General features: G+C 60.2%; 22 protein-coding genes. 3 read left to right on the top strand and 19 right to left on the bottom strand.

Going from position 1 to position 23,342, the window contains the following annotated elements:
* Positions 1 to 52 precede the first annotated feature (52 nt).
* Both IE079_RS08510 and IE079_RS08505 read left to right on the top strand, forming a co-directional pair.
* Positions 53 to 745 (top strand): response regulator transcription factor, encoded by a 693-nt coding sequence (locus IE079_RS08510; RefSeq protein ID WP_189575402.1) that lies wholly within the window; start codon positions 53 to 55, stop codon positions 743 to 745.
* Complete coding sequence (locus IE079_RS08505; protein ID WP_189575401.1) at positions 736 to 2,130, top strand: ATP-binding protein; 1,395 nt, start codon at positions 736 to 738, stop codon at positions 2,128 to 2,130. Before IE079_RS08510 ends, IE079_RS08505 begins: the two co-directional genes overlap by 10 nt.
* A gap of 12 nt (positions 2,131 to 2,142) precedes the next feature.
* Here the strand turns inward: IE079_RS08505 and IE079_RS08500 are convergent, their stop codons facing one another.
* Complete coding sequence (locus tag IE079_RS08500) at positions 2,143 to 3,357, bottom strand: MFS transporter (RefSeq protein ID WP_227712389.1); 1,215 nt, start codon at positions 3,355 to 3,357, stop codon at positions 2,143 to 2,145.
* Positions 3,350 to 4,126 (bottom strand): co-chaperone DjlA, encoded by a 777-nt coding sequence (djlA, locus tag IE079_RS08495; RefSeq protein ID WP_189575400.1) that lies wholly within the window; start codon positions 4,124 to 4,126, stop codon positions 3,350 to 3,352. Before djlA ends, IE079_RS08500 begins: the two co-directional genes overlap by 8 nt.
* Positions 4,127 to 4,273: 147 nt before the next feature.
* Here djlA and IE079_RS08490 point away from each other — a divergent pair, with 147 nt between their 5' ends.
* Entirely contained in the window at positions 4,274 to 4,486 is a 213-nt protein-coding gene (locus IE079_RS08490; RefSeq protein ID WP_227712388.1) for a hypothetical protein, read from the top strand.
* On the opposite strand, the gene IE079_RS08485 is transcribed toward IE079_RS08490, so the two are convergent.
* From IE079_RS08485 to IE079_RS08405, 17 genes are all read right to left on the bottom strand, one after another.
* On the bottom strand, positions 4,480 to 5,565 hold the full coding sequence (locus IE079_RS08485; RefSeq protein ID WP_189575393.1) for a calcium/sodium antiporter: 1,086 nt from the start codon (positions 5,563 to 5,565) through the stop codon (positions 4,480 to 4,482). The two genes, IE079_RS08490 and IE079_RS08485, sit on opposite strands and share 7 nt — an antisense overlap.
* Before the next feature lie 23 nt (positions 5,566 to 5,588).
* Positions 5,589 to 6,194: a DUF938 domain-containing protein gene (locus tag IE079_RS08480; RefSeq protein ID WP_189575388.1), complete on the bottom strand. Its 606-nt coding sequence runs from the start codon at positions 6,192 to 6,194 to the stop codon at positions 5,589 to 5,591.
* Positions 6,195 to 6,246: 52 nt separating this feature from the next.
* Entirely contained in the window at positions 6,247 to 6,684 is a 438-nt protein-coding gene (locus IE079_RS08475) for a hypothetical protein (protein WP_189575386.1), read from the bottom strand.
* Between the two features lie 437 nt (positions 6,685 to 7,121).
* Positions 7,122 to 7,487 carry a MerR family transcriptional regulator gene (locus tag IE079_RS08470; protein WP_189575384.1) on the bottom strand — a complete coding sequence of 122 codons (366 nt, stop codon included), beginning with the start codon at positions 7,485 to 7,487 and terminating at the stop codon, positions 7,122 to 7,124.
* Entirely contained in the window at positions 7,471 to 7,770 is a 300-nt protein-coding gene (ihfA, locus tag IE079_RS08465; RefSeq protein ID WP_189575382.1) for an integration host factor subunit alpha, read from the bottom strand. Before ihfA ends, IE079_RS08470 begins: the two co-directional genes overlap by 17 nt.
* Positions 7,771 to 7,772: 2 nt before the next feature.
* On the bottom strand, positions 7,773 to 10,145 hold the full coding sequence (gene pheT, locus IE079_RS08460; RefSeq protein ID WP_189575380.1) for a phenylalanine--tRNA ligase subunit beta: 2,373 nt from the start codon (positions 10,143 to 10,145) through the stop codon (positions 7,773 to 7,775).
* 46 nt (positions 10,146 to 10,191) lie between these two features.
* Entirely contained in the window at positions 10,192 to 11,190 is a 999-nt protein-coding gene (gene pheS / locus IE079_RS08455; protein ID WP_189575378.1) for a phenylalanine--tRNA ligase subunit alpha, read from the bottom strand.
* Positions 11,191 to 11,415: 225 nt separating this feature from the next.
* The gene (gene rplT, locus IE079_RS08450) at positions 11,416 to 11,769 is read right to left on the bottom strand and encodes a 50S ribosomal protein L20 (RefSeq protein WP_189575375.1); all 354 of its coding nucleotides are present in this window, start codon (positions 11,767 to 11,769) and stop codon (positions 11,416 to 11,418) included.
* 30 nt (positions 11,770 to 11,799) lie between these two features.
* Positions 11,800 to 11,991, bottom strand: a complete 192-nt coding sequence (gene rpmI / locus IE079_RS08445; RefSeq protein WP_189575374.1) for a 50S ribosomal protein L35 — start codon at positions 11,989 to 11,991, stop codon at positions 11,800 to 11,802.
* Between the two features lie 93 nt (positions 11,992 to 12,084).
* Positions 12,085 to 12,630: a translation initiation factor IF-3 gene (gene infC, locus IE079_RS08440; protein ID WP_189575638.1), complete on the bottom strand. Its 546-nt coding sequence runs from the start codon at positions 12,628 to 12,630 to the stop codon at positions 12,085 to 12,087.
* A complete protein-coding gene (thrS, locus tag IE079_RS08435) occupies positions 12,627 to 14,552 on the bottom strand; it encodes a threonine--tRNA ligase (RefSeq protein ID WP_189575373.1) in 1,926 nt (641 codons plus the stop codon). The genes infC and thrS overlap by 4 nt, the downstream gene beginning before the upstream one ends.
* A gap of 110 nt (positions 14,553 to 14,662) precedes the next feature.
* Positions 14,663 to 17,281: a TRAP transporter permease gene (locus IE079_RS08430; protein ID WP_189575372.1), complete on the bottom strand. Its 2,619-nt coding sequence runs from the start codon at positions 17,279 to 17,281 to the stop codon at positions 14,663 to 14,665.
* Positions 17,282 to 17,364: 83 nt separating this feature from the next.
* Entirely contained in the window at positions 17,365 to 18,357 is a 993-nt protein-coding gene (locus tag IE079_RS08425) for a TAXI family TRAP transporter solute-binding subunit (RefSeq protein ID WP_189575371.1), read from the bottom strand.
* A gap of 206 nt (positions 18,358 to 18,563) precedes the next feature.
* Positions 18,564 to 21,203 (bottom strand): aminopeptidase N, encoded by a 2,640-nt coding sequence (gene pepN, locus IE079_RS08420; RefSeq protein ID WP_189575370.1) that lies wholly within the window; start codon positions 21,201 to 21,203, stop codon positions 18,564 to 18,566.
* Between the two features lie 8 nt (positions 21,204 to 21,211).
* Positions 21,212 to 22,012, bottom strand: a complete 801-nt coding sequence (locus IE079_RS08415; RefSeq protein WP_227712413.1) for a DUF2797 domain-containing protein — start codon at positions 22,010 to 22,012, stop codon at positions 21,212 to 21,214.
* 46 nt (positions 22,013 to 22,058) lie between these two features.
* Entirely contained in the window at positions 22,059 to 22,310 is a 252-nt protein-coding gene (locus tag IE079_RS08410) for a YeaC family protein (protein ID WP_189575365.1), read from the bottom strand.
* Positions 22,311 to 22,476: 166 nt separating this feature from the next.
* Positions 22,477 to 23,340: a rhomboid family intramembrane serine protease gene (locus IE079_RS08405; protein ID WP_189575363.1), complete on the bottom strand. Its 864-nt coding sequence runs from the start codon at positions 23,338 to 23,340 to the stop codon at positions 22,477 to 22,479.
* Between the last annotated feature and the right edge of the window lie 2 nt (positions 23,341 to 23,342).

Here is a 23,342-nt window from a genome sequence, read left to right as displayed (position 1 = left end):
TTAAGATTTCTGTGCCAGAATGGCCTGGTTATTCAGAAAAGGATGGCTCTCCATGCGCATTCTCCTTGTGGAAGACGACCACATGCTGGCCAACACCATGCTCGCCATGCTGCGGGAAGACCAGCACACGGTGGACTGGCTGGATGATGGCCAGCAGGCTCTCAATGCCCTCAGGGACGAACATTTCGACCTGGCCATCCTTGACCTGACCCTGCCCCGGCTGGATGGGCTGGAGGTCATGGCCCGCAGCCGCAGCGCCGGTGTGCTGACCCCGGTCATCATCCTCACCGCCCGCTCCGACCTTGATGAAAAACTGCAGGGTCTGGACGCCGGGGCCGATGACTACCTCACCAAACCGTTCGCCATGGCCGAACTCAAGGCCCGTATCCGTGCGGTAACCCGCCGGGGCAGCGCTGCCCCGACCGTTGGTATGACCGTCGGCACCTTGCACCTGAACCCGGACTCCGGCCAGCTGACCCTCGGGGACCAGATAATCACCCTGCCCCGAAGCGAGCTGCAGATCCTCCATTACCTGATGCGGCACCCGGACCAGGTAGCCACCCGGCGCCGGCTGGAAGAGCAACTTTACGGCTGGGACCAGGGCGTGGAAAGCAATGCCCTGGAAGTGCATATCCACCACCTGCGGCGACGGCTGGGTAAAACCGTCATCCGCACCATTCGGGGCGTTGGTTACCTGCTGGACAGCAAGGAGGCGGAACAGTGCGGAGCCACGGCATGTCCCTGACCCGCACCCTGATTGCCCTGGTAGCCTCCACCGTCATGCTTATTGCAGCGATCGCCGCCGGCTGGAGTTACATTGAAAGCAACCACGAACTGGAAGAGCTGTTTGATGCAGAACTGGCCCAGAGCACCCGGATTATTCAGGGTCTGGTGCATCACCTGGCCAGCACCCAGTCACCGGACCAACTGGCGGGCACCCTTCAGGAAACCCTGCAACTCCCCGAAGGCGCGCTGGAAGAGGGAGATTATAACGAGATTCTTCCGAACGGCACGGGCCACAAATACGAGAAGAAACTCGCCTTCGAAGTATGGACACCCGATGGCTCGCCCCTGCTGGACACACTCGCCGCCAATGACGACCTGGCCTTGAATCCCGGTTACGCCCGGGCCGAAGCCACGGGGTTCCAGTGGCGTACCTTCACCCTGCAGGACCCGCAAACCGGCTACTGGATACGCACCGCGCAACGGGAGGACATTCGTCAGGAGCTGAGCCAGGAACTGGCCATGGGCAACATCCTGCCGTTACTGATTGCCCTGCCACTGCTGGTGGTGGCGGTTGCCATCGCGATTCAACTGGGCTTCCGGCCGCTGCGGAAACTGGAACAGCCAGTGCGACACATGGCGCCGGAGCGGATACACCCACTCGACACTCACCACGCCCCCAGAGAAGTGAGCGGCCTGGTAATGGCCGTCAACGGGTTGCTGGAGCGCCTGGATGACGCGCTGGAGCGGGAACGACGCTTCTCCGCCGATGCCGCCCACGAACTGCGTACCCCGCTGACTGCGCTGCGCCTGAACCTGGAAAAGCTGGAATCCTCAGATCCGGAAAAATTCCGCGAACTGACTGCCGCCGTGGACCGGATGGGACATCTGGTGGAGCAGATGCTGTTACTGAGCCGGGTGGACGCTGGCGTGGGATTCAGCCCCGAATACGTCAACCTTTCTGATATTGTCGCCCAGAGCATCGCCGATGTTTCTCCCCTGGCACTGCGCAAGGGGATTGAGCCATCTCTCGAAGACCCGACCGGGCAGGCGATGATCAGTGGCCAGGAAGCCCTCATCAGCACCCTTATGCGCTCCCTGCTGGCCAATGCCATACAGTACAGCCCCGAAGGCACCCGGGTGGACACGCACCTTGAGGCTGAGGGCGATGGATTCAGCATACGCATCTGCGACCAGGGCCCCGGTATTCCCATATCCCAGCATGAAAAAGCCCTTGGCCGCTTTGGGCGACTGGACCAGCGGCTGGGCTCCGGGGCCGGACTGGGACTGGCCATCTCACGCCGGATTGCCGAACTCCATGGCGGCGAACTGACCCTCGAAGACCGGCCCGATGGTCACCCTGGATTATGTGTTCGCATCTGGCTGCCAGAGCAACCCTTCAAATGAGCCAGGCCTCAGTCACGATGGCACCTGATGGCCTGCCTCCAGCAATCGTCGCATTCCCAGTATGGCCACCGCTACCGCAAGGCCAGACAAACCGAAGGCGAGCGCGAAGCCACCCAGCTCCAGCATCAGGCCGAACACAAGGGGCGCCAGAAAGTGGATCGCCCGGTTTGCCATCAGGCGCATGCCCAGGGCGCCTGAGCGCTTTTCCCGATCGACCGATTCCGCCAGAATCACCATGGACAGCGGTTGGGTAAGGCCCGATCCAATGCCGATCAGAACGGCCAGTATGCCAATAATAACGATCTGCTCGGAGAACCCAAGGAAGGTAAGGCCGGCCGACAGGCTACCCAGTGCCAGCAGTACCGCCGGCCCTCGCCCACCGGCCAGGGCAATCATGCGGGCCATGAAGGGACGGATCAGCATGGAGACGCCGGCTCGCAGGCTCACCAGCACACCAATCACCACCGGGCTCATGGCCAGGCTTTCCAGGTAGACCGGCAGATAACTGCCGTACACGCCCAGGGCGAACATGCCTACCGCAGTAACCAGAACGGACAATTGCACGCCACGGCTGGTTCGCATCAGCGCCCATTGAGCACGGAAGCCGGTTTCCCGACGGCGGATGGCCAGACGCTCCCGGGCCTGGCCGGTCAGCCACAGGCCCGCGACACCACCGAGAAGTGCGAACAGGGCCATCACCAGGAAGACATCGCCAACACCCTGCTGAGCCGTCAGCAGTACACCCGCCAGCAACGGCCCCACCACCTGCCCGCCCGACAGCCAGGTGGAATACCAGCCGAAATACTGTTCCAGTCTCGGCCCGGTACCCAGGTTGGAAATGATGGTCTGGGCCGAGAGCACCATCTGCAGGTGTGCCAGCCCCACCAGCAACTGCCCGAGCACCAGCCCCGAATAGCCATACCAGAAATGCATGGCCAACAGGCCGGCCACCATTATGAAGGCGCCGGCAACAAGAGTCGCCCGGCCGCCGTAACGGGTGACGACACCGCCAAGGGGAATGGCCAGAAGCAGCGGCAACAGATACTGGCTGCTGAGGATGGCACCAAGTACCAACGGCGAGGCGCCCAATCGCAGGCCGTACACCGGCACGGCCACGATCAGCATGGAGTAGACGATAAAGCAGAAGGTCAGGGCCAGGCAGACCAGGAAGAAATTTCTGCGGGCCTCCGCTGCGGGTATGGCGGCTGGACCGGAACCGTCAGGCACTCTGCTTGCGAGCCTCCTTGATCACATCGTAGGCGTGGCTGATCTCACGGGTCCGTTCCTCGGCCATTTCCCGCATGCTTTCCGGCAAGCCCCGACCGGCCAGCTTGTCCGGGTGGTTCTCACTCATCAGCTTGCGATAGGTTCGCTTGAGTTCAGCATCGCTGGCCGAGGGGCTGACCCCCAGGGCTTTGTAGGCATTGTCGATCTGCTCGGAGGTGGAATACTTGTTGGCGCCGGCACCTGCCTGGGCCCCGCGAAGGGTGGCTTCCAGCTGTTCAACCAGGCTCTCCGACAGCCCCAGGCCGCGGGCAATGCGCACCAGCATCTCGTGCTCGGCCGGGTGGACTTCGCCGTCGGCGGCTACCGCGGATACCTGAACCTGCAGGAACATCTGCAGCAGGGCCGACTGCCCACTGCATACGCGCCGGAACCGCGCCAGTTCAGCGTCCAGATCAAAGTCCGGCGACTTGCCACGGCTGAAAGCCGCCTTGGCGCTCTCCCGCTGCTCGGCACTCAGGTGGAAGCGGTCGAACATGGCCTCGGCCATGCGGATCTCATCGTCGGTAACCACGCCGTCCGCCTTGCTGACCGCACCCATTACGGCGAACACCGATTCCACAAACCCGGACTGCATGTCTCGCAGCCGCCCTACCAGCCTCTTCTTCAGCCGGTTAAGCAGGAACGCACCCAGGGCGGCACCGATGAGCATTCCGGGTACCTTGCCAAAGGCATAACCAATGGCGGCACCGAGCAATATGGCAAATAGCATGGTCTTCTATCCTGAAACGTAGACTTTGCAGCACTATACCGATTTTTATCTCATTTCTCCCGGTCCTGAGGTACTTGCCGTGCTAATGCTTCACATGGCCATGTCGAAGCGATACCATTCATCCTTGTTTACCTGGGCCGGGCCTGCATGACACTCCTGATTCTGTTTGCTGTTCTCTCTATTGGTTTTTCCTTTCTTTGCTCCATACTCGAGGCCTCGCTGCTGTCCATTACCCCGAGCTACATCGCATCCCTCAGAAAAGACAGACATGACCTGTTCGTCCGGCTACGCAGGCTGACATCCTCTGAAGATGAAACCAATGTGCGTGGCGAGATCAGCGCCGCAGGTAACCGTCACTGACTGGCCGCCCCGTTTGAGCGGCGGCGAGCAATCAGGTCACGGCCGAGAAGTCCTGCCACCACCAGGACCACCAGAGGTATCAGGCCGTATCCAATGGTGACCTGAAGGGTCGGCAGATAATCCACGGCCAGCGCCAGCGCCACCATGTACCAGACATAACAGACGTACAGCATCAGGAACAGGCTGCCTTCAAACCGTGTCAGTGCGGCGCCGGTGAAGAACAGCGGCAGGCACAGCAGGGCCACGCCCAGCATGACCGGAATATCCAGCGACGCCATCTGGCTGCCGGCCACCAGTGGCTCCGGCGACACCAGCCCCGACAGGCCCAGCACGCACAGCAGGTTGAACACGTTACTGCCGACCACATTGCCGATAGCGATATCCCGCTGCCCACGCAGAGTGGCCATCACCGAGGTCATCACCTCCGGCAACGAGGTGCCGGCTGCAATAATGGTCAGGCCGATCACCGCCTCGCTCACCCCCAGCGAACCGGCTATGGTCACCGCACTCTGGACCAGCCAGCGTGAGCCCATGACCAACAGGACCAGCCCTGCCACAACAAGCAGCAGATTGCGCCAGGCAGGTACCGCTTTCTCGGACAATCCGGCCACATCACCATCAGCAAGCTGCGGACCTTTACGCCGCCCCTGTATGAACAGGAACACCGTGTAGACGATCAGGCCGGTGAACAGCACCACCGCCTCCCGGAACGCCAGAATGCCGTCCCATGCCATGGCGGCAGCCACGGCACTGATCAGAATCATGATGGGAACATCCTGCCGGATCAGCTGGCGCGACACCATCAGCGGCGACACCACCGCCGCCAGCCCGAGAATGAACAGCACATTGAAGATGTTGCTGCCCACCACATTGGCAATGGCCAGTTCGGTCTGCCCGGACCAGGCGGATTTCATGCTGACTGCCAGCTCCGGGGCGCTGGTGCCAAAGGCCACCACCGTCAGACCGATCACCAGCGCCGGCACGCCAAAACTCGCCGCCAGGCGGGCAGCACCCCGTACCAGCAATTCCGCACCGATGATAAGCAGTACCAGGCCGGCACCCAATAGCATCCAGGTCATGGTGTTCTCCAGATGTCAGGCCGTCAGGAAGCGCTCTTCCTGAATATGAGCAGACGATTGTTGGCCGGCATTTCCAGGTTCCGGTACAGGGACATTCCCAGGCCTGCGGCCAGTGCCTCCAGGTCCTGCAGGTTTCTCAGACCCATGTGCGGAAGCCTGGCCCGCAGGTGCCGGTCGAACTGCCGGTTACTGTCGCTGGTGTACCCGCCCTGATCATTGAACGGCCCGTACAGGCAGAAACATCCGCCTTCACCCAGCCCTTCCGCAACCCCGCCAAACATGTCACAGACTTCCTCCCACGCCATGATGTGAGCGGTGTTGGCAGAATAGGCGTGATCGAAGGCGGGCAGCGGCCAGGGCCGCTCGCTGACATTCAGGGCAATGGGCGCCGCCACATTGGGCAGATCAGCCAGCACCAGACGCTGCCGGCACATCCAGACATTATCCGGATGATCCGTTGGCAACCAGCGCACATGGGGCAGCTGCCCGGCAAAGTACTCGGCGTGCTGACCGGTACCTGTGCCGATTTCCAGCACGACGGCGGGCCCGGTTACCACGTCAGTGAGCTGGTCCAGAATCGGTTGTCGGTTGTTCTTACAGGCCTGGGAGAAAGGGAGGGAATCAGACACAAACGGTTCCTGTGGCAAAAGCAGTCTACCCTGGTGGACCCGACACGGTCACTCAGGCGACCTGACGGGCCCGGTTACCAAAAGCGTGTGGAATCTGGGAAGCCGGATCGGTCAGAGCGCGGTTCATCATGAAGACCAGTTGCCACCCCGGAAACTGGAGCCGATGCTGGAAGGTAAACCGGAACAGATCCCCCATGGGAGATCCACCGGCCCGCACCTGACCGGAGGCAAAGGCCAGGCAGCTGATAACCCCCGCCGTGTAGGCCCGGGCGTTGTAGTTACCCGCCACCATCAGCTTCTCAAGGCCGAGGGTACGCCGGACCAGTTCGGTCATGGACGCCTGATCTTCCAGCAGCCCCACCACGGCAGCCATCTGCGAGGCATTGGAAACGGCCCGAGGGAAATGTTCGAAGGGCTCCGCAGCAACGGGCAGTCCCAGGGTCTGCATACGCTCACTGAAATCCTGGCTGAATGGTGTGTCCGGAGTCATGGCCTGTACCTTTGTATAAACATCCTGTTTGCCAATCTAGTGTCCCGTCTGGTTAATTCGCTGACCTACTGCGTGACGCTGGTGCTTCTGGCCAAGGCGCCAGTTCGCAGGTGTGGTGGTTCCACATCAAGGGCTGGCAACACCGGCCAGAGGCCCCAGCGTCGCGCCCTTCGGGAGCCACTGAGAGCCTTGATAGCCGCGTTGCGCTGACTCGATTTGGAACCACCAAACCTTCGCCACCGCGCCTTGCTCTCAAGGCTCTCAGTGGCTCAGTAGATCAGCGAATTAACCAGACGAGACACTAGTCAGGGACGCGAGTCGATTCAACAAACCCGGGCAGCCCTTCACGGCCCTGGCCGGAATCAACCTGTGCCCTGACACAAAAAAACCGGCCTTCCCGAGCCGGTTCCTTGATACCAACGAGCCACAACACGGCCTTATCGGACCGGAGCGTTGAGCACGTCCAGGACATCTTCCAGCTCGGTGATTGTTTGCCGGATCAATTGCCTGTATTGACTGGTGTCTTCCTTGATTTCCTCGCCACTCAGTTTCTGCTTGGCGCCACCGATGGTGTAGCCCTGTTCGTAAAGCAGGCTGCGAATCTGACGAATGGTGATGACGTCGGCGCGCTGGTAATAGCGACGGTTACCCCGACGCTTGACGGGCGACAGCTGTGGAAACTCCTGTTCCCAGTACCGCAATACATGGGCCTTGACCTGACAAAGCTCAGCTACCTCACCGATAGTGAAGTAGCGCTTGCCAGGGATGGCCGGTAGTTCGTTGTTATTACTGGCTTCCAGCATAGGTCTCTACTTTCTGTTTCAACTTCTGGCCCGGCCGGAAAGTTACCACACGGCGTGCGCTGATAGGAATCTCTTCCCCGGTTTTCGGGTTCCGTCCCGGTCTCTGCTTCTTGTCGCGCAAATCAAAATTGCCAAAACCCGACAGTTTGACCTGCTCGTTATGGCTGAGTGCGTCTCTGATTTCATCGAAAAAGGCTTCCACCATTTCCTTGGCCTCCCGCTTGTTCAGGCCAAGTTCCTCGTAGAGCTTCTCCGCCATTTCCGCTTTCGTCAAAGCCGTCATTACTAGCTCCTCAGTGTCGCCCCCAGCTCTTTCTGCAGGGCGTTGATCACCCTGTCAAAGAACTCATGTACTTCGTCATCATTGAGTGTGCGCTCGGGATGCTGCCAGAACAGGCTGAGGGCCAGGCTTCGTTTGCCCTCGCCCAGTTTTTCACCTTCATAGACATCAAACGCACGCAACGCGGTCAGACGCTCACCGGCATTGTTGCGGACAACCCGGTCAACGTCTGCAAACGCAATCTCATTTCCGATAATAATAGCCAAATCCCGCCGAACTTCAGGGTATTTTGAAATTTCTTTGAAATTAGGCACATATCCGGAAACGATTGGATTCAAGAATAGCTCAAACATCAGGATCGTGCCATCCACATCCAGTTTTTTCTGCACCTGCGGATGCATGGCGCCCAGCCAGCCAACCGCTTGATCGCCCAGAAACAGTTGTGCTGTCTGGCCCGGATGCAGCGCTGGATGTTGGCCGGCGGCAAATCGAACCTCCACACCCAGCAGGCTGAACAGCGACTCCAGCTCTCCCTTGACGTCAAAGAAATCGGCATCACGACGGCCATTGGCCCAGTTTTCAGGAAGCTGCCCGCCGGTGACAACACCTGCCAGCATTGGCTCCTGATCGATCCGGTCACCGCTTCTCACGAAACGCAGGCCGGTCTCGAACAGACGTATACGGGGCTGCTGGCGCCTCTGGTTGTATTCGAGAGTCTTGACCAGGCCGCTCCAGAGCGTCGTGCGCATCACCGCCAGGTCTGCGGAAATGGGGTTGGCCAGGGCAATACCCTCCCGTTCCGGGTCAAGCACTTCCTGAACCTTCGGGTCCACGAAGCTGTAGGTAATGGCTTCCTGGTAGCCGCAGGACACGAAGAAGTTACGAACCGCCGACACCGGACGTTCCGCTTCCTTCACCGGCCGCAGGGCGAGCGATCCCACCGGCTCGGTCACCGGCAGGTTGTTATAGCCGTAAATGCGGCCCACTTCCTCGATGAGGTCTTCCTCAATGCTGATATCGGGCCGGTAGCTGGGCACTCTGACGGTCCAGCGATCGCCGGTCTGGTCAACAATGTGCAGACCCAGCCGGGTGAGGATGTCTTCAACCCGGGCCGCGTCGATAGTCATGCCCAGCACGGCATTCAGACGATCGGCGCGCAGAGTGACCTGTTCAGCCCTGGGCAGGTGCTCATCGCTGGCAACTTCCACCACTTCGCCGGCCTCGCCACCGGTAATGGCGAGCAACAGCGCCGTGGCCCGCTCCATGGCGGTACGGGCCAGCTCATAGTCCACACCCCGCTCGAAGCGATGGGAAGCGTCGGTGTGAAGGCCATACTCCCGGGCCTTGCCGGCCATGGCCACGGGCTCGAACCAGGCGGATTCGAGGATCAGGTCGCGGGTCTTGCCGGTCACACCCGAATGCTCGCCGCCCATGACGCCGGCAATAGCCAGCGGCTTGGCGTGGTCGGCAATGACCAGGGTGTCCGGGGTCAGTTTGACGGTCTGGCCGTCCAGCAACACCAGCTCCTCGTCGGGTTTCGCCATGCGCACTACGATACCGCCCTCGATTTCGGCGCGGTCGAAGGCGTGCAGGGGCTGGCCAAGCTCGAGCATCACGTAGTTGGTGATATCCACCGCCGGGTCAATCGAACGGACGCCACTGCGGCGCAGCTTCTCCACCATCCACAAGGGAGTGGCAACGGACAGGTCCACGTTGCGGATGATGCGCCCCAGGTAACGGGGGCAGGCGGCCGGCGCCTCGACAGCCACGGATGGTCTCTCATCGTGGCTTGCCAGTACCGGGGACAATTCGGGCTCACGGACGGACTCACCGGTCAGCACGCCGACTTCCCGGGCCAGGCCGCGCAGGGACAGGCAGTCCGCACGGTTCGGGGTCAGGTCCACATCGATGGTGATATCATCGAGGCCGAGATAACGATCAATGGCCTCGCCAACCGGTGCATCCGCCGGCAACTCCATCAGGCCGGCGTGGTCATCGGACAGACCCAGTTCGGATTCGGAACACAGCATGCCGTTGGAAGGCTGACCGCGAAGCTTCGCTTTCTTGATCCTGAAATCACCCGGCAGCACGGCGCCCACGGTGGCAAAAGGTACTCTCAGTCCTTCCCGCACGTTGGGCGCGCCGCATACCACCGCCACCGTCTCGTCACCGTCGCTGACCTGGCAGACACGCAGTTTGTCCGCATCCGGGTGCGGCGCAACCGACCTGACCTCGCCCACGACGACACCGGTAAAACCACCGGCAACCGGCTCGAAACCATCCACTTCCAGGCCCGCCATGGTAATCTGGTCCATCAGTTCCTGTGAGCCAATGGCCGGATTAACCCATTCGCGCAGCCACTTTTCGCTAAATTTCATGGTAAATGCCTTTGTCCTGATGCGGTGTTTCTGGAACGGTTGGTGATTATCGGAACTGGCGCAGGAAGCGCAGGTCGTTATCGAAGAACATACGCAGGTCGTTCACCCCGTAACGCAGCATGGCCAGGCGCTCAACCCCCAGGCCAAAGGCAAAACCCCGGTATTGTTCGGCATCGATACCACAGTGCTCGAAGACCCTGGGGTGCACCATGCCGCAGCCCATGACTTCCAGCCACTTGATGCTGCCGTCCTCTTCCCGGCCCCACTCGATGTCCACTTCGGCGGACGGCTCGGTAAACGGAAAATAGGACGGACGGAACCGGACCTGAAGATCACGCTCAAAGAACACCCGCAGGAATTCCTCGACGGTACTTTTCAGGTCGGCGAAGCTGACATCCTTCTCCACCAGCAGACCCTCTACCTGGTGGAACATGGGCGTGTGGGTCATATCGGAATCACAGCGATAGACCCGGCCCGGGCAGATCATACGGAACGGCGGCTCACCCGCTTCCATGGTGCGAATCTGAACCGGGGAGGTGTGGGTTCGCAGCAGGGTGCCGGGGTTGAAATAGAAGGTGTCGTGCATCGCCCGTGCCGGGTGATGGCCGGGAATATTGAGGGCTTCGAAGTTGTGGTAATCGTCTTCGATTTCCGGCCCCTGCTCCACTGTATAACCAGCATTGCCGAAGAACTGCTCGATGCGCTGCAGGGTACGGGTTACCGGGTGCAGGCCGCCCAGGTCCTGGCCGCGGCCAGGCAGGGTGACATCAATGGATTCCCGCGCCAGCCGGTCGGCGATGACCGCTTCCTCCAGGCTGGCGCGGCGGGCGTTGATGGCCTGTTCCACCTGGCCCTTGGCTTCGTTGATCTTCTGGCCGGCGGCGGGGCGTTCCTCGGCGCTGAGCTTGCCAAGGGTTTTTGCCTGTTGGGTAATGACACCCTTCTTGCCCAGGTATTCCACACGGATTTGATCCAGTGCCTGCAAACTTTCCGCGTTCTTGACGGCGGTCAGTCCGTCCTGAACAAGTTGCTCCAGGTTTTCCATTGCTGCCTGCTCCAAACCAGAATTGAGGCCAGGGAGTTTCCGGAAAGCACCTGCTTGCCTTTCGGAAGCTCCCTCAATTATTCGGGGTAGTCTGTCTTCTGCGACGTCGGCTGCCAGTTTCCGGCACCACAAACAAAAACAGGGGAAGAGCGCGCCCTTCCCCTGTCAGGGGTGACCATTGTCACGGTCACCCATCGATCGAAACTCGTCGAAAGAGCCCGGCGATCAGAGCGCCGCTTTTGCTTTCTCTACGACAGCAGAAAACGCCTGCTGCTCGTTCATGGCCAGATCGGCCAGAACCTTGCGATCGATTTCCACTTCAGCCTTCTTCAGACCGGCGATCAGCCGGCTGTAGGACAGGCCATTGGCGCGGGCGCCAGCGTTGATCCGCGAGATCCACAGAGCGCGGAAAGAGCGCTTGCGGTTACGACGGTCACGGTAGGCATACTGATGCGCCTTGATGACCGCCTGTTTGGCTACACGGAATACACGACTGCGGGCACCGTAGTAACCCTTGGCCTGCTTCAGTATCTTCTTGTGACGACGGCGTGCTACCACGCCACGTTTAACACGTGCCATAAACTGTTTCCTTCTCCAGTGACCTGTTGATTAGCCGGCGATCATACGCTTGACGGAAGCAACGTCTGATTTTGCAATCATCTTGGTGCCTCGCAGCTGACGCTTACGCTTCGGGCTCTTCTTGGTCAGGATATGACTGGTGAAGGACTGCTTATGCTTGAAGCCCGTGGCGGTTTTCTTGAACCGCTTGGTCGCTCCACTCTTGGTTTTCATCTTGGACATTTCTGAAACTCCGCATTCGTTTTTTCAATAAATAAATGCAATCCTGAACGACAAATCCCCCGCCAGCGCGGGGGACCTCACTTGCGTTCGGGATTACTTCTTTTTACGGGGCGACACCACCATGGTCATCTGGCGGCCTTCCATCTTGGGCCGTTGCTCTACCTGGGCCAGCTCTTCAATGTCCTTCTCGATGCGGTTCATGAGCTGCATACCGATTTCCTGGTGTGCCATCTCACGGCCACGGAAGCGAACAGTGATTTTGCCGCGGTCCCCGTTTTCAAGGAAACGTACCAGGTTGCGTAGTTTGACCTGATAATCCCCTTCTTCCGTCCCTGGTCTGAATTTCACTTCTTTGACCTGGACCTGCTTCTGCTTCTTCTTGGCAGCGGCTTTGGCCTTCTTCTCTTCGAAGACCTTCTTGCCGAAGTCCATTATCTTACAAACGACCGGATCGGAATCCGTAACCTGAACCAGGTCCAGAGACGCTTCTTCAGCTGCTTTGAGGGCGTCCCCGATGGGAACAACGCCTACCTGGTTGCCCTCAGCATCAATAAGTCGTACTTCAGTTGCGTCAATGTTGTCATTGATAGGTGCGCGTGGTGCGCGACCACCCCGATTCGCTCGCTGTTTGATAATCAGTTCTCCGTCTTGGTTCTGCCTTTGCGCGCGATCTCTGCTGCCAGCAGAGTCTCGAGCGCTTCCGGCGACATGGTTCCGAGATCTTCCCCTTTGCGGGTTCTCACCGCAACGGCGCCGTCATCGACTTCCTTATCGCCGATAACGACCAGATACGGAACCTTGTTTAAAGTATGCTCGCGGATTTTAAAGCCGATCTTCTCATTTCTCAAGTCGGCATTTACCCGATAGCCCGCATTCTGCCATTTTTCTGCGAGATTCCTGCAATAATCCCCCTGACGGTCGGTAATATTGAGGATTGCCACCTGGGTAGGCGCCAGCCAGGTGGGGAAAGCGCCCTCATATTCCTCGATCAGGATGCCGATAAACCGTTCGAAGGAACCCAGCACCGCCCGGTGCAGCATGACCGGTGTCCGGCGCTCGGAGTTGTCCGCCACATACTGGGCACCAAGGCGACCGGGCATTGAAAAGTCCACCTGGATGGTACCGCACTGCCAGACCCGGCCGATACAGTCTTTCAGGGAAAACTCGATCTTGGGCCCGTAGAAAGCGCCCTCACCGGGCAGCAGCTCCCAGTCGACGCCCTCGCGATTCAGGGCCTCTTCCAGGGCCGCCTCGGCCTTGTCCCACACCTCGTCGGACCCCACGCGCTTTTCCGGGCGGGTGGACAGCTTGTACAGGATCTGCTCGAAGCCGAAGTCCGCGTAAACATCGTGGAGCATGGCGATGAAGCTGGACACTTCCTTCTGGATGGAGTTTTCCTCACAGAAGATGTGGGCATCGTCCTGGGTAAAGCCGCGCACACGCATCAACCCGTGCAGCGCGCCGGACGCCTCGTTACGGTGACAGGAGCCGAATTCCGCCAGCCGCAGCGGCAGGTCCTTGTAGCTTTTCAGGCCCTGGTTGAACACCTGGATATGACAGGGGCAGTTCATGGGCTTGATAGCGAAATCGTGCTTCTCGGACTCGGTGGTAAACATGTCGTCCTGGAACTTGTCCCAGTGCCCGGAACGCTCCCACAGGGTGCGCGATACCACCTGCGGTGTCTTGATTTCCTGGTAGCCGTGGCGACGCTGCATCTCGCGCATGTACTGCTCGACTTCCTGATACAGCGACCAGCCGTCCGGGTGCCAGAACACCATGCCCGGCGCTTCTTCCTGCATGTGGAACAGGTCCAGCTTCTTGCCGATCTTGCGGTGATCCCGCTTCTCGGCCTCTTCCAGCCGTTGCAGGTAGGCCTTCAGTTCCTTCTTGTTGCCCCAGGCAGTGCCATAGACCCGCTGCAATTGCTCATTGCCGGTATCGCCGCGCCAATAGGCTCCGGCCACCTTGGTCAGCTTGAAGGCCTTGAGCTTGCCGGTGCTGGGCACATGGGGGCCACGGCACAGGTCGATAAAGTCGCCCTGACGATAGAACGACAGGTCCTCGTCACCAGGAATGTCCTCGATGATCCGAACCTTGTATTCCTCGCCCATCTCGTGGAAAAGCCTGACGGCTTCCTCCCGGGACATGACGGAGCGGGACACCGGGATGTCCTGGCTGGCGAGTTCACCCATGCGCTTTTCGATCCGCTCCAGATCCTCATTGGTGAACGGGCGGTCGAACTTGAAATCGTAGTAGAAGCCGTTGTCGATGACCGGGCCAATGGTGACCTGGGCCTCCGGGAACAGCTCCTTCACCGCCATCGCCAGCAGGTGGGCGGTGGAGTGGCGGATAACATCAACGCCGTCCTCGTCGCGCTCAGTGACAATGGCCAGATCGGTGTCGCGGTCAATCTCGTAACTGGTGTCCACCAGCTTGCCATTGACCCGGCCCGCCAGGGCGGCCTTGGCCAGGCCCGCGCCAATATCAGCGGCTACATCATGGACGGTGACAGGGTTGGGAAAACTACGATGACTGCCGTCAGGCAGGGTTACTACCGGCATGGGAAAACTCCTCTCAGCGGTGATCCGTACCAGAGACCACGTGTTAACGGGAGCCGCGCTACCAGTGCGGCTCGATCGGGGCGGAGTTTAACAGGAAAGCGGCCGGCCTGTCAGGTAGCCGGCGCCGCTTGTGACGGGTCTCCACGGCCGCGACGCCGAAGCTGGAGCCAGCCAATCAGAGCCAGCAATACAATGGCCGGAATATAGACCAGCTCTCGGGGTGGCCGTTCCTGGGGCACCCGGATGGCATCGATGGTCCAGCCAAAATCCAGGCGGGCATCGTCGGCAGGACTGTCAAACGCGATGAAATCAACGGTGTAGACATCACCATCCGGCGCCCCCTCGATACCCATGTTCATCACCCGTTCAGCTCCACTGTCGCCTTCAGACAGCGGCAGCCTGAGCCAGGTCGACAGCTCCTCTTCGCCGGTGATTGACGGGCCCGATGCCTGCATCATGATGGAGTCCACCTGCGGCATGTCGACCAGTGCCTCCACCTGCTGTACCAGCTCTGAACCCGGGCGTTGCTCGTATTCGGGGTAGACCCGGTCCCACCAGAAACCCGGACGGAACAGGGTGAACGCAATCAGAATCAACAGCAGCGATTCCCACTTGTAGCTGCGGGTCAGCCAGAAGCCCTGGGTTGCTGCCGAGAAAGCCAGTATGGCCACCACCGCGCTGACAATGGTGATGATCAGGTCCACCGGCCCGGTCAGCCCGATCAGCAGCAACTGATTATTGAAAATGAACATGAACGGCAACACCGCCGTGCGGATGTCGTAGGCAAAGCCCTGTATGCCGGTGCGGATGGGATCCGCTCCCGATATGGCGGCGGCCGCATAAGCCGCCAGCCCCACCGGAGGCGTGTCGTCCGCCAGTATACCGAAGTAGAACACAAACAGATGAACAGCAATCAGTGGAACCAGGAGACCGTTTTCAGCACCGAGGGTCACGATCACCGGTGCCATCAGGGTCGACACCACGATATAGTTTGCCGTGGTGGGTAGCCCCATGCCCAGCAGCAGGCTGATAAGGGCGGTAAAGATCAGCATCAGCATCAGGTTGCCACCGGAGATGAATTCCACGAATTCGGTCATCACCAGACCGATGCCGGTCAGAGTCACGGTGCCCACCACGATACCGGCTGTGGCAGTGGCCACACCGATACCGACCATATTGCGGCCACCAGTGGCCAGGCCATGGATCAGCTCTGACCAGCCGTTACGAATGGCCCGGCCAAGCTCCCCACGCTTGCGGAAAAACGCCTGTAGCGGGCGCTGGGTAAGCACAATGAAAATCATCAGCATGGTCGCCCAGAAGGCGGACAACTGGGGCGAGAAGCGCTCGACAGTCAGGCACCAGATCAACACCACCACCGGCAGAAGGAAGTAAAGACCGGTCTTGACGGTCGGCCCCACCTCCGGCAACTGGGTCATATCCGTGGAAGCATCATCGATTTCCAGCGGAGGGAATCTGGTCCCGTAAGCCACCAGGGCGACATAAATCACCAGCAACAACGGACCCAGTACCCACGCGGCGGCATCGCCCAGCAGAGTCTTGATCCAGCCAATGCCATAATAGACCGCCAGGGTGAGTACGATCAGGCCCAGAAGCAGCACCACCCAGGTCAGCATTCTCTGGGCCAGAGTGGGTTTGTTCAGGCGCTCGATGCCCTCCATGCCCAGTTTGCAGGCCTCCACGTGCACAATGAAAATCAGTGCAATGTAGGAAATCATGGCCGGCAAAATGGCATGCTTGATCACTTCCAGGTACGAAATACCCACGTATTCCACCATCAGGAAGGCCGCCGCCCCCATCACTGGCGGGGTCAGCTGGCCATTGGTGGACGCCGCGACTTCCACCGCCCCGGACTTGGTTGCCGGAAAACCCACCCGTTTCATCAGAGGGATAGTGAAAGTACCGGTGGTGACCACATTGGCAATGGACGAGCCGGAGATGATACCGGACAGGCCGCTGGACACGACTGCAGCCTTGGCGGGGCCGCCACGCATGTGCCCCAGGAGGGCATAGGCCACCTTGATGAAATAGTTGCCGGCACCGGCCTTTTCCAGCAGGGCACCGAACAGAACGAACAGAAAGACGAACGAGGTGGAGACACCCAGGGCCACCCCGAACACGCCTTCCGTACCCAGCCATTGGTGGGATGCCAGCTTTTGCAGGCTGGCGCCCTTATGGGCAATCACATCCGGCATCCAGGGGCCAGCCAGGGAGTAAGTAATGAACACCGCCGCCACGACGGTCAGCGGCAGGCCCAATGCCCTGCGGGTCGCTTCCAGCAACAACACCAGGCCGCCCAGTGCGATGATAAGGTCCTGAAGAATGGGCGCCCCGGGACGCTCGGAAAGCGCGTCATAAAACAGGAACAGATAGGCGGAGGAAAATGACGCCGCCAGCGCCAGAATCCAGTCAAACCAGGGAATATGTTCGTTATGCCGCCCCCGAAACATGGGGAAGGCCGTAAAAGCCAGGAAAGTCGCAAACGCCAAGTGGATGGAGCGGGCTTCCGTGGAATTGAAAATGCCGAAATTGACGATGAACGGCAGCGGAGAGGCAATCCACAACTGGAACAGTGACCACACCACCGGAACAATGAACAACAGTACCGACGCAGGTCCTGTCAGCGCCCTGCCCCCGGTTTCCGTCTGTAGTACCTGATGAATCCTGGAGACATCTACATTATCGGAAGCAGACGGATCACGCTCGGTCATGGGCCGGTTCCATCGGAAATTCAGTGGTCAGACACAAGCCGCCGGAGGACTCGGCCTCCGGCGGTTACCTGCAGGTCTGGCAATTACTCGATCAGGCCAGCCTCACGGTAATACTTCTCGGCACCCTTGTGCAGCGGTGCACTCAGGGCATCGGATACCATCTCTTCCTTGTTGAGGTTACTGAACGCCGGGTGCAGGCGCTTGAAGCTGTCGAAGTTTTCGAACACGGCGCTGACCACTTCATAGACCACGTCTTCGCTCACATCGGAGGAGGTCACGAAGGTGGCCGCCACACCGAAGGTCTTCACGTCGTCGTCGTTACCGCGGTACATGCCGCCCGGGATGGTGGCAACGCGGTAATACGGGTTGTCATCAACCAGGGTCCGGGTAGCCTCGTTGTCCACCGCGACGATGGTGCTGTCACAGGAGGTGGTGGCCTCCTTGATAGCTCCAGAGGGGTGACCCACAGTGTAGAAAAAGGCGTCGATGTTGCCGTCACACAGTGCCTGCGACTGTTCCGCTGCCTTCAGTTCCGCCGCCAGGGAAAACTTGTCCAGGGACCAGCCCATCTCATCCATCAGGACTTCCGCAGTAGCCCGTTGACCGGAGCCCGGGTTGCCTACGGAAACGCGCTTGCCTTCCAGATCTTCAAAGGTCTTGATGCCGGAGCCCTTGCTGGCAACAACGGTGAACGGCTCGGGGTGCAGAGAGAACACTGCGCGCAGCTTCTCGTTCTTGTCGCCTTCGAACTCGCTGGTACCGTTGTAGGCGTGGTACTGCCAGTCGGACTGGGCAACCGCCAGATCCAGCTCGCCCTGGCTGATGGCATTGAGGTTGTAGACGGAACCGCCGGTACTTTCCACCGAGCAACGGATACCGTGCTCCTTGCGATCCATGTTGACCAGACGGCAGATGGCGCCGCCGGCGGGATAGTAGACGCCGGTAACACCACCGGTGCCGATAGTCACGAACTGCTGTTCCTGTGCAGATGCCGACATGGAGCCTGCTGCCAGACCCACGGAGGCCGCAAGGGCCAGGGTGGAGGCTTTGAGTCCCAGTGCTGTTCGGATAGCCATAGACGATTCCCTCTTAATTCGTGTTTTTGGTGGAGCCCGGAAACCCCTGCCTGCTCATGCAAGACAGAGCCTTTCCCGAGGCTCATCAGCCGGACGTTACAAAACGCCACATACTCAGCTTGTTAAAAAATAGCCCACATCGGCGGCAAAATAAAGCCGGGCTACCAACTAACCGTCTGAGTATCCAGTCATTATCTGCGCCCGGCTCAGTCAGCCAGGCTCTTGTGGACAACCTCGTAGACGTCACGGGACAGGCCATCCTTGTCCCGCACCGACTCCAACGCCTTGCGCATGCCCTCGCTATAGACATGGGCAAACTTGCGCCAGCGGGTCAGCGGTGCTGTCAGCCGGGCGGCAATCTGGGGATTGCTGTCGTCCAGCCGGCGAATGGTATCCGCCAGGAACTCGTATCCGGACCCGTCCTGCTCGTGGAAGTGCACCAGGTTCTGGCCGGCGAACGCTCCCACCACATGGCGGATCTTGTTGGGGTTCTTCCAGTCGAAGGCTTCGTGCTCCAGCAACCGGCGTACCGCTGCCAGGTCGCCGGAAACCGGGCTGGAAGCCTGAATGGAGAACCACTGTTCCACCACCTGTGGGTCCTTGTGCCACTGCTGATAGAAGGTATCCAGCGCATGGCTGCGCTCTTCCTCGAAGGGAGAATTCACCAGCGCTCGCAGGGCCCCGGACTGGTCGGTCATGTTGGTGGCCGAACGGAACTGCTCCAGGGCCATATCCCGCGCCTGTTCATCACCGAGATCCAGCAGCCAGGCCAGCGTCATGTTGCGCAGGCTACGGCTGGCCACATCCTCAGGCGTCACCTGGTAGCGTTCAGCTGGCTGCTGGCGCTGGTAGCAGGCCATCAGGTCATCCCGCAACGCGGTTGCCAGCATTTTCAGGACCCGTTCACGGGCATGATGGATGGTTTGCACATCGGCCTCTTCGGACAGTTCAATCAGGTAGGCCTCGGATGGCAGCTGCAGCATCTTCGCTACCAGCGCCTGGTCCGCCTCCCGGTCGTTGAGGAGGGTGCGACTGGCATTGATCAGCCGCGGATCGATGTCCGTCTCGGCATGCCCTGCCACCTCACGGATAACGTCCACCGCCAGGCGCTGGCCGGCGTCCCAGCGGTTGAAGCCATCGCTGTCATGGCTCATCAGGAACATGAGCTGGTCGCGGTTCCAGGGGTAGTTGACGCGCACCGGCGCCGAGAAATCCCGCAGCAGTGACGGCACCGGCTGGCTTGCGACACCGGTGAATTCAAAGACATGCTCCCGCTCTGTCAACTCCAGCACACGGGTGGTGTCGCCTGGTCCGCTTTCACCGGCCAGGGTCAGCGGGATGTCATTGCCTTCCGTGTCCAGCAGGCCCAGGGCGAAGGGGATGTGCTGGGGCTTTTTGTCGGTCTGTCCCGGCGTGTCGGGAATGCTCTGGCGGACGGTCAGGCGGTATACCTGCGCCGCCCTGTCATACTCGTCCTCCACCGTCAACTCCGGTGTGCCGGCCTGCTCATACCACAGGCGGAACTGCCCCAGGTCCCGCCCACTGGCGTCCTCCATGGCTTTGACAAAGTCATCGGTGGTCACCGCCTGGCCATCGTGACGCCCGAAGTAGAGATCACTGCCCTGGCGGAACATCTCCGGCCCCAGCAGGGTATGGATCATGCGTACCACTGCGGCACCCTTCTCGTAGATAGTGAGGGTATAGAAGTTGGTGATTTCCATGTAGGAAGACGGCCGCACCGGGTGCGCCATGGGGCCGGCGTCCTCGGCAAACTGCGCGGTGCGCAGCAGGGTGGCATTCTCGATACGGTTGACCGTGGGCGAGCCCATGTCCGCGGAGAACTGTGAATCCCGGAATACCGTGAAACCTTCCTTCAGGCTGAGCTGGAACCAGTCACGGCAGGTCACGCGGTTGCCGGACCAGTTGTGGAAGTACTCATGGGCAACGATAGACTCGATGCGCTGGAAAGCCATGTCGGTTTCCGACTCGGGCCGGGCCAGCACACAGGAGGAATTGAAGATGTTCAGGCCCTTGTTCTCCATGGCCCCCATATTGAAGTCGTCCACCGCCACGATCATGAAAATGTCCAGGTCGTACTCCCGGCCATAGACTTCCTCATCCCAGCGCATGGCCCGTTTCAGGGAGTCCATGGCGTGGGCCGTCTTCTCGACGTTGCGGGGCTCGATGTAGATGCGCAGGTCGATGTCGCGGCCGGACATGGTGGTAAAGCTGTCTTTTTGCTCCACCAGGTCCCCGGCGACCAGTGCGAACAGGTAGCTGGGCTTGGGGAACGGGTCCTCCCAGGTGACGAAGTGGCGACCACCGTCGAGATCACCCCGTTCCACGTCGTTGCCGTTGGACAGCAGGATCGGATAGGCCGACTTGTCTGCCTCGATGCGGGTGCGATAGCGCGCCATGACATCCGGGCGATCCGGGAAGAAGGTAATGCAGCGGAAGCCCTGGGCCTCGCACTGGGTGCAGAACATGCCGGAGGACTTGTACAGCCCCTCCAGCCGGGTGTTCTTATGGGGCTGGAGCCAGGTCACCACCTGCAGTTCGAAGGTATCCGGCACGGCCGGCACCACCAGTAGTTCGCCACGGTCCTCGTACTCGCCCGCCTGTAACTCGCGGCCGTCCAGGTGAACGGACTCCAGGGTCAGGGAATCACCATTCAACTCCAGCTGCTCGGCCCTGCCACGGGCTTCCGCGTTACGGCGCACGGTCAGCGTGCTGTGCACCCGGGCGCCGTCCTCAAACAGTTCGAAACGCAGGTCGACGTGATCCACCAGGAAATCCGGCACCTGGTATTCACTCAGATAGATGGTTTTCGGTTGGCTTGTGCGCATGATGATAGTTACTCCGACAAAACCCGCACACGGACGTTGTAAGCCGTGTACTTGCGAATGTTGATAACCCCGGTGTCCAGGATCAGGTACTGCCCCTTGATGCCCTGAAGCACGCCGGTGGCCACAGGCTGCTTGTCCAGATTGTGGGTGGTGATCTTTCCCGGCCAGTGGTCGACCGGATAATCCAGGGACCAGACCGGGTCATCAGCGGTTTCGATGGTGTCCCGGCCATGCTCGGCGGCCAGTTGCTCGAGCTCCGGCGCAATTTTCTCCAGCAGCGCCTCTCGCTCCGCCTGCAGGTCGACCGACGGCGCCTCCCCTTTGAGCATGGTGCGCCAGTTGGTGCGATCGGCAACGTGCTGCTTGCAGGCGACTTCCACCAGCCCGGCCAGGTAGCGCGTTGCCACCCGCAGCATGGGGGCTGCCGCCACGGCACCCTGGTCGATCCAGCGGGTCGGCACCTGGCTGGCCCGCGTGATGCCCACTTTCAGCCCGGAAGAATTCGCCAGGTAAACCACATGATCCGTCATACAGTGGGTTTCACCCCATTCCGGCTCGCGACAGGTGCCCAGATGATAATGACACTTTTCCGGGCTCATGATGCAGCTGTCGCAGGCAGCCAGACGCTTGAAGCAGGGATAACAGTAGCCCTGGTTGAAGCTTTTGCTGGTCTTCCGGTTACAGTGGGCACAGCGGATCTCCCCGCTGAAGCTGATCTCGATCTGTCTGCCCAGCAGCTCATTCAGTGGCAGGCGATGATCACCCACTTTCAGGGTATAGTCTACCGGCGTTGCTGCCGCCACGGGCATCTTGACCAGGCGGCCACTGAGTTCAATCGGTTCGTTCAAGGCTACCTCAATTGACGATGCGAATGGTGTCTTCGCCGCTGTCACTGCCGGAACCACAGGACTGACGCTGGATATAGCCGATGCGCTCCGACTCGGGGATATCATGGGTTTTTTCGTAGTGGATAACGGCTTCCAGGCAGATCTTGCGCTGCTCGTCGGAGACCTTGCGGCCATCCGGCCATTTGCCAAGCTCGATAGCCCGGCGCAGATTCTGGTACACCGTCGGATCCAGACGCTCGATTAAATCTTCGTAAGTCATAAAAAATTCCCGGAAAGGGTTTGACACCTTAAACGTAAATGATTATCATTAACCTACCAAATGACACGGTCGTTTCATTTGGTCTCTCTCATCAGGAGCTTCCGAGCTCTTTTATGCCCCACCACTGGTGGGGCTTTTTTCGTTTCGGTCACCGGAAAACGACTGCTCAGGCTGTCCGGCGCGGCCCGGGCGGAGACATGATAACCGCCATTAACAGACCACCCAGGAAACCGCCAAGGTGGGCCTCGTTCGCCATACGCCCGATACCCAGCCACACCGGCAGGGGCGTAAAGCCGATGATCATCCACACCAGCGCGAAGGTGACCAGGGCCGGGGGAAACTGGAAACGGGGCAGGCGTTGCTGGCTGAGCCAGCAATAGCCGAGCACACCGTAGACCACACCCGACAGACCACCGAAAAGCGGCCCCGACACCAGGTACTGCAGGGTATTCGACGCCAGGCTGGTGACCAGGAACAGGGCCAGGAAACGCCCGCGCCCATCCATCCACTCCACCTGGCTGGCCAGGAACCACAGCATCACCGAATTGAACAGGATGTGCATCACGCTGAAATGCAGGAAGTCCGGCGAGATCAGACGCCACAACTGCCCCGAGGCCAGGGTTCCGGTGAGGGCGTCCAGCCGCTGCGCGAAAGACTGCCACTCGTGGTAGCGGGGATCTACGTACATGAATACGGCGGACATGAGGTTTTCCCCCAGCCCGGTCAGCCACGCCACCACCGCTGCCACAATAATCAGCCCGAACACCACCGGCGAATGCCGGGGCGCCGGCTGCCAGCGACCGCCGCGCACCGGCGCCCGGCTTGCCTGATTGACCTGTTGCCGCACGTCGTCCCGACTCATGTACTGCTCCAGGGCAGCCAGTACCGGTTCCGTCTGCTCGGGGTTGTCGAGCCAGAGAACCTGCGCCCCGGACTCCCGGGTGATCTCATGTTTTACACCCTGGTGCCCCAGCCAGGTGCTGAAACCGGAGAGATCTTCCCCGGTTTCCAGTTCCTTGATTCGGTACAAGC

The sequence above is a fragment of the Marinobacter zhanjiangensis genome, assembly GCF_014651935.1.
Classification (GTDB): domain Bacteria; phylum Pseudomonadota; class Gammaproteobacteria; order Pseudomonadales; family Oleiphilaceae; genus Marinobacter; species Marinobacter zhanjiangensis.
This window is presented reverse-complemented; position numbering and strand designations above follow the sequence as displayed.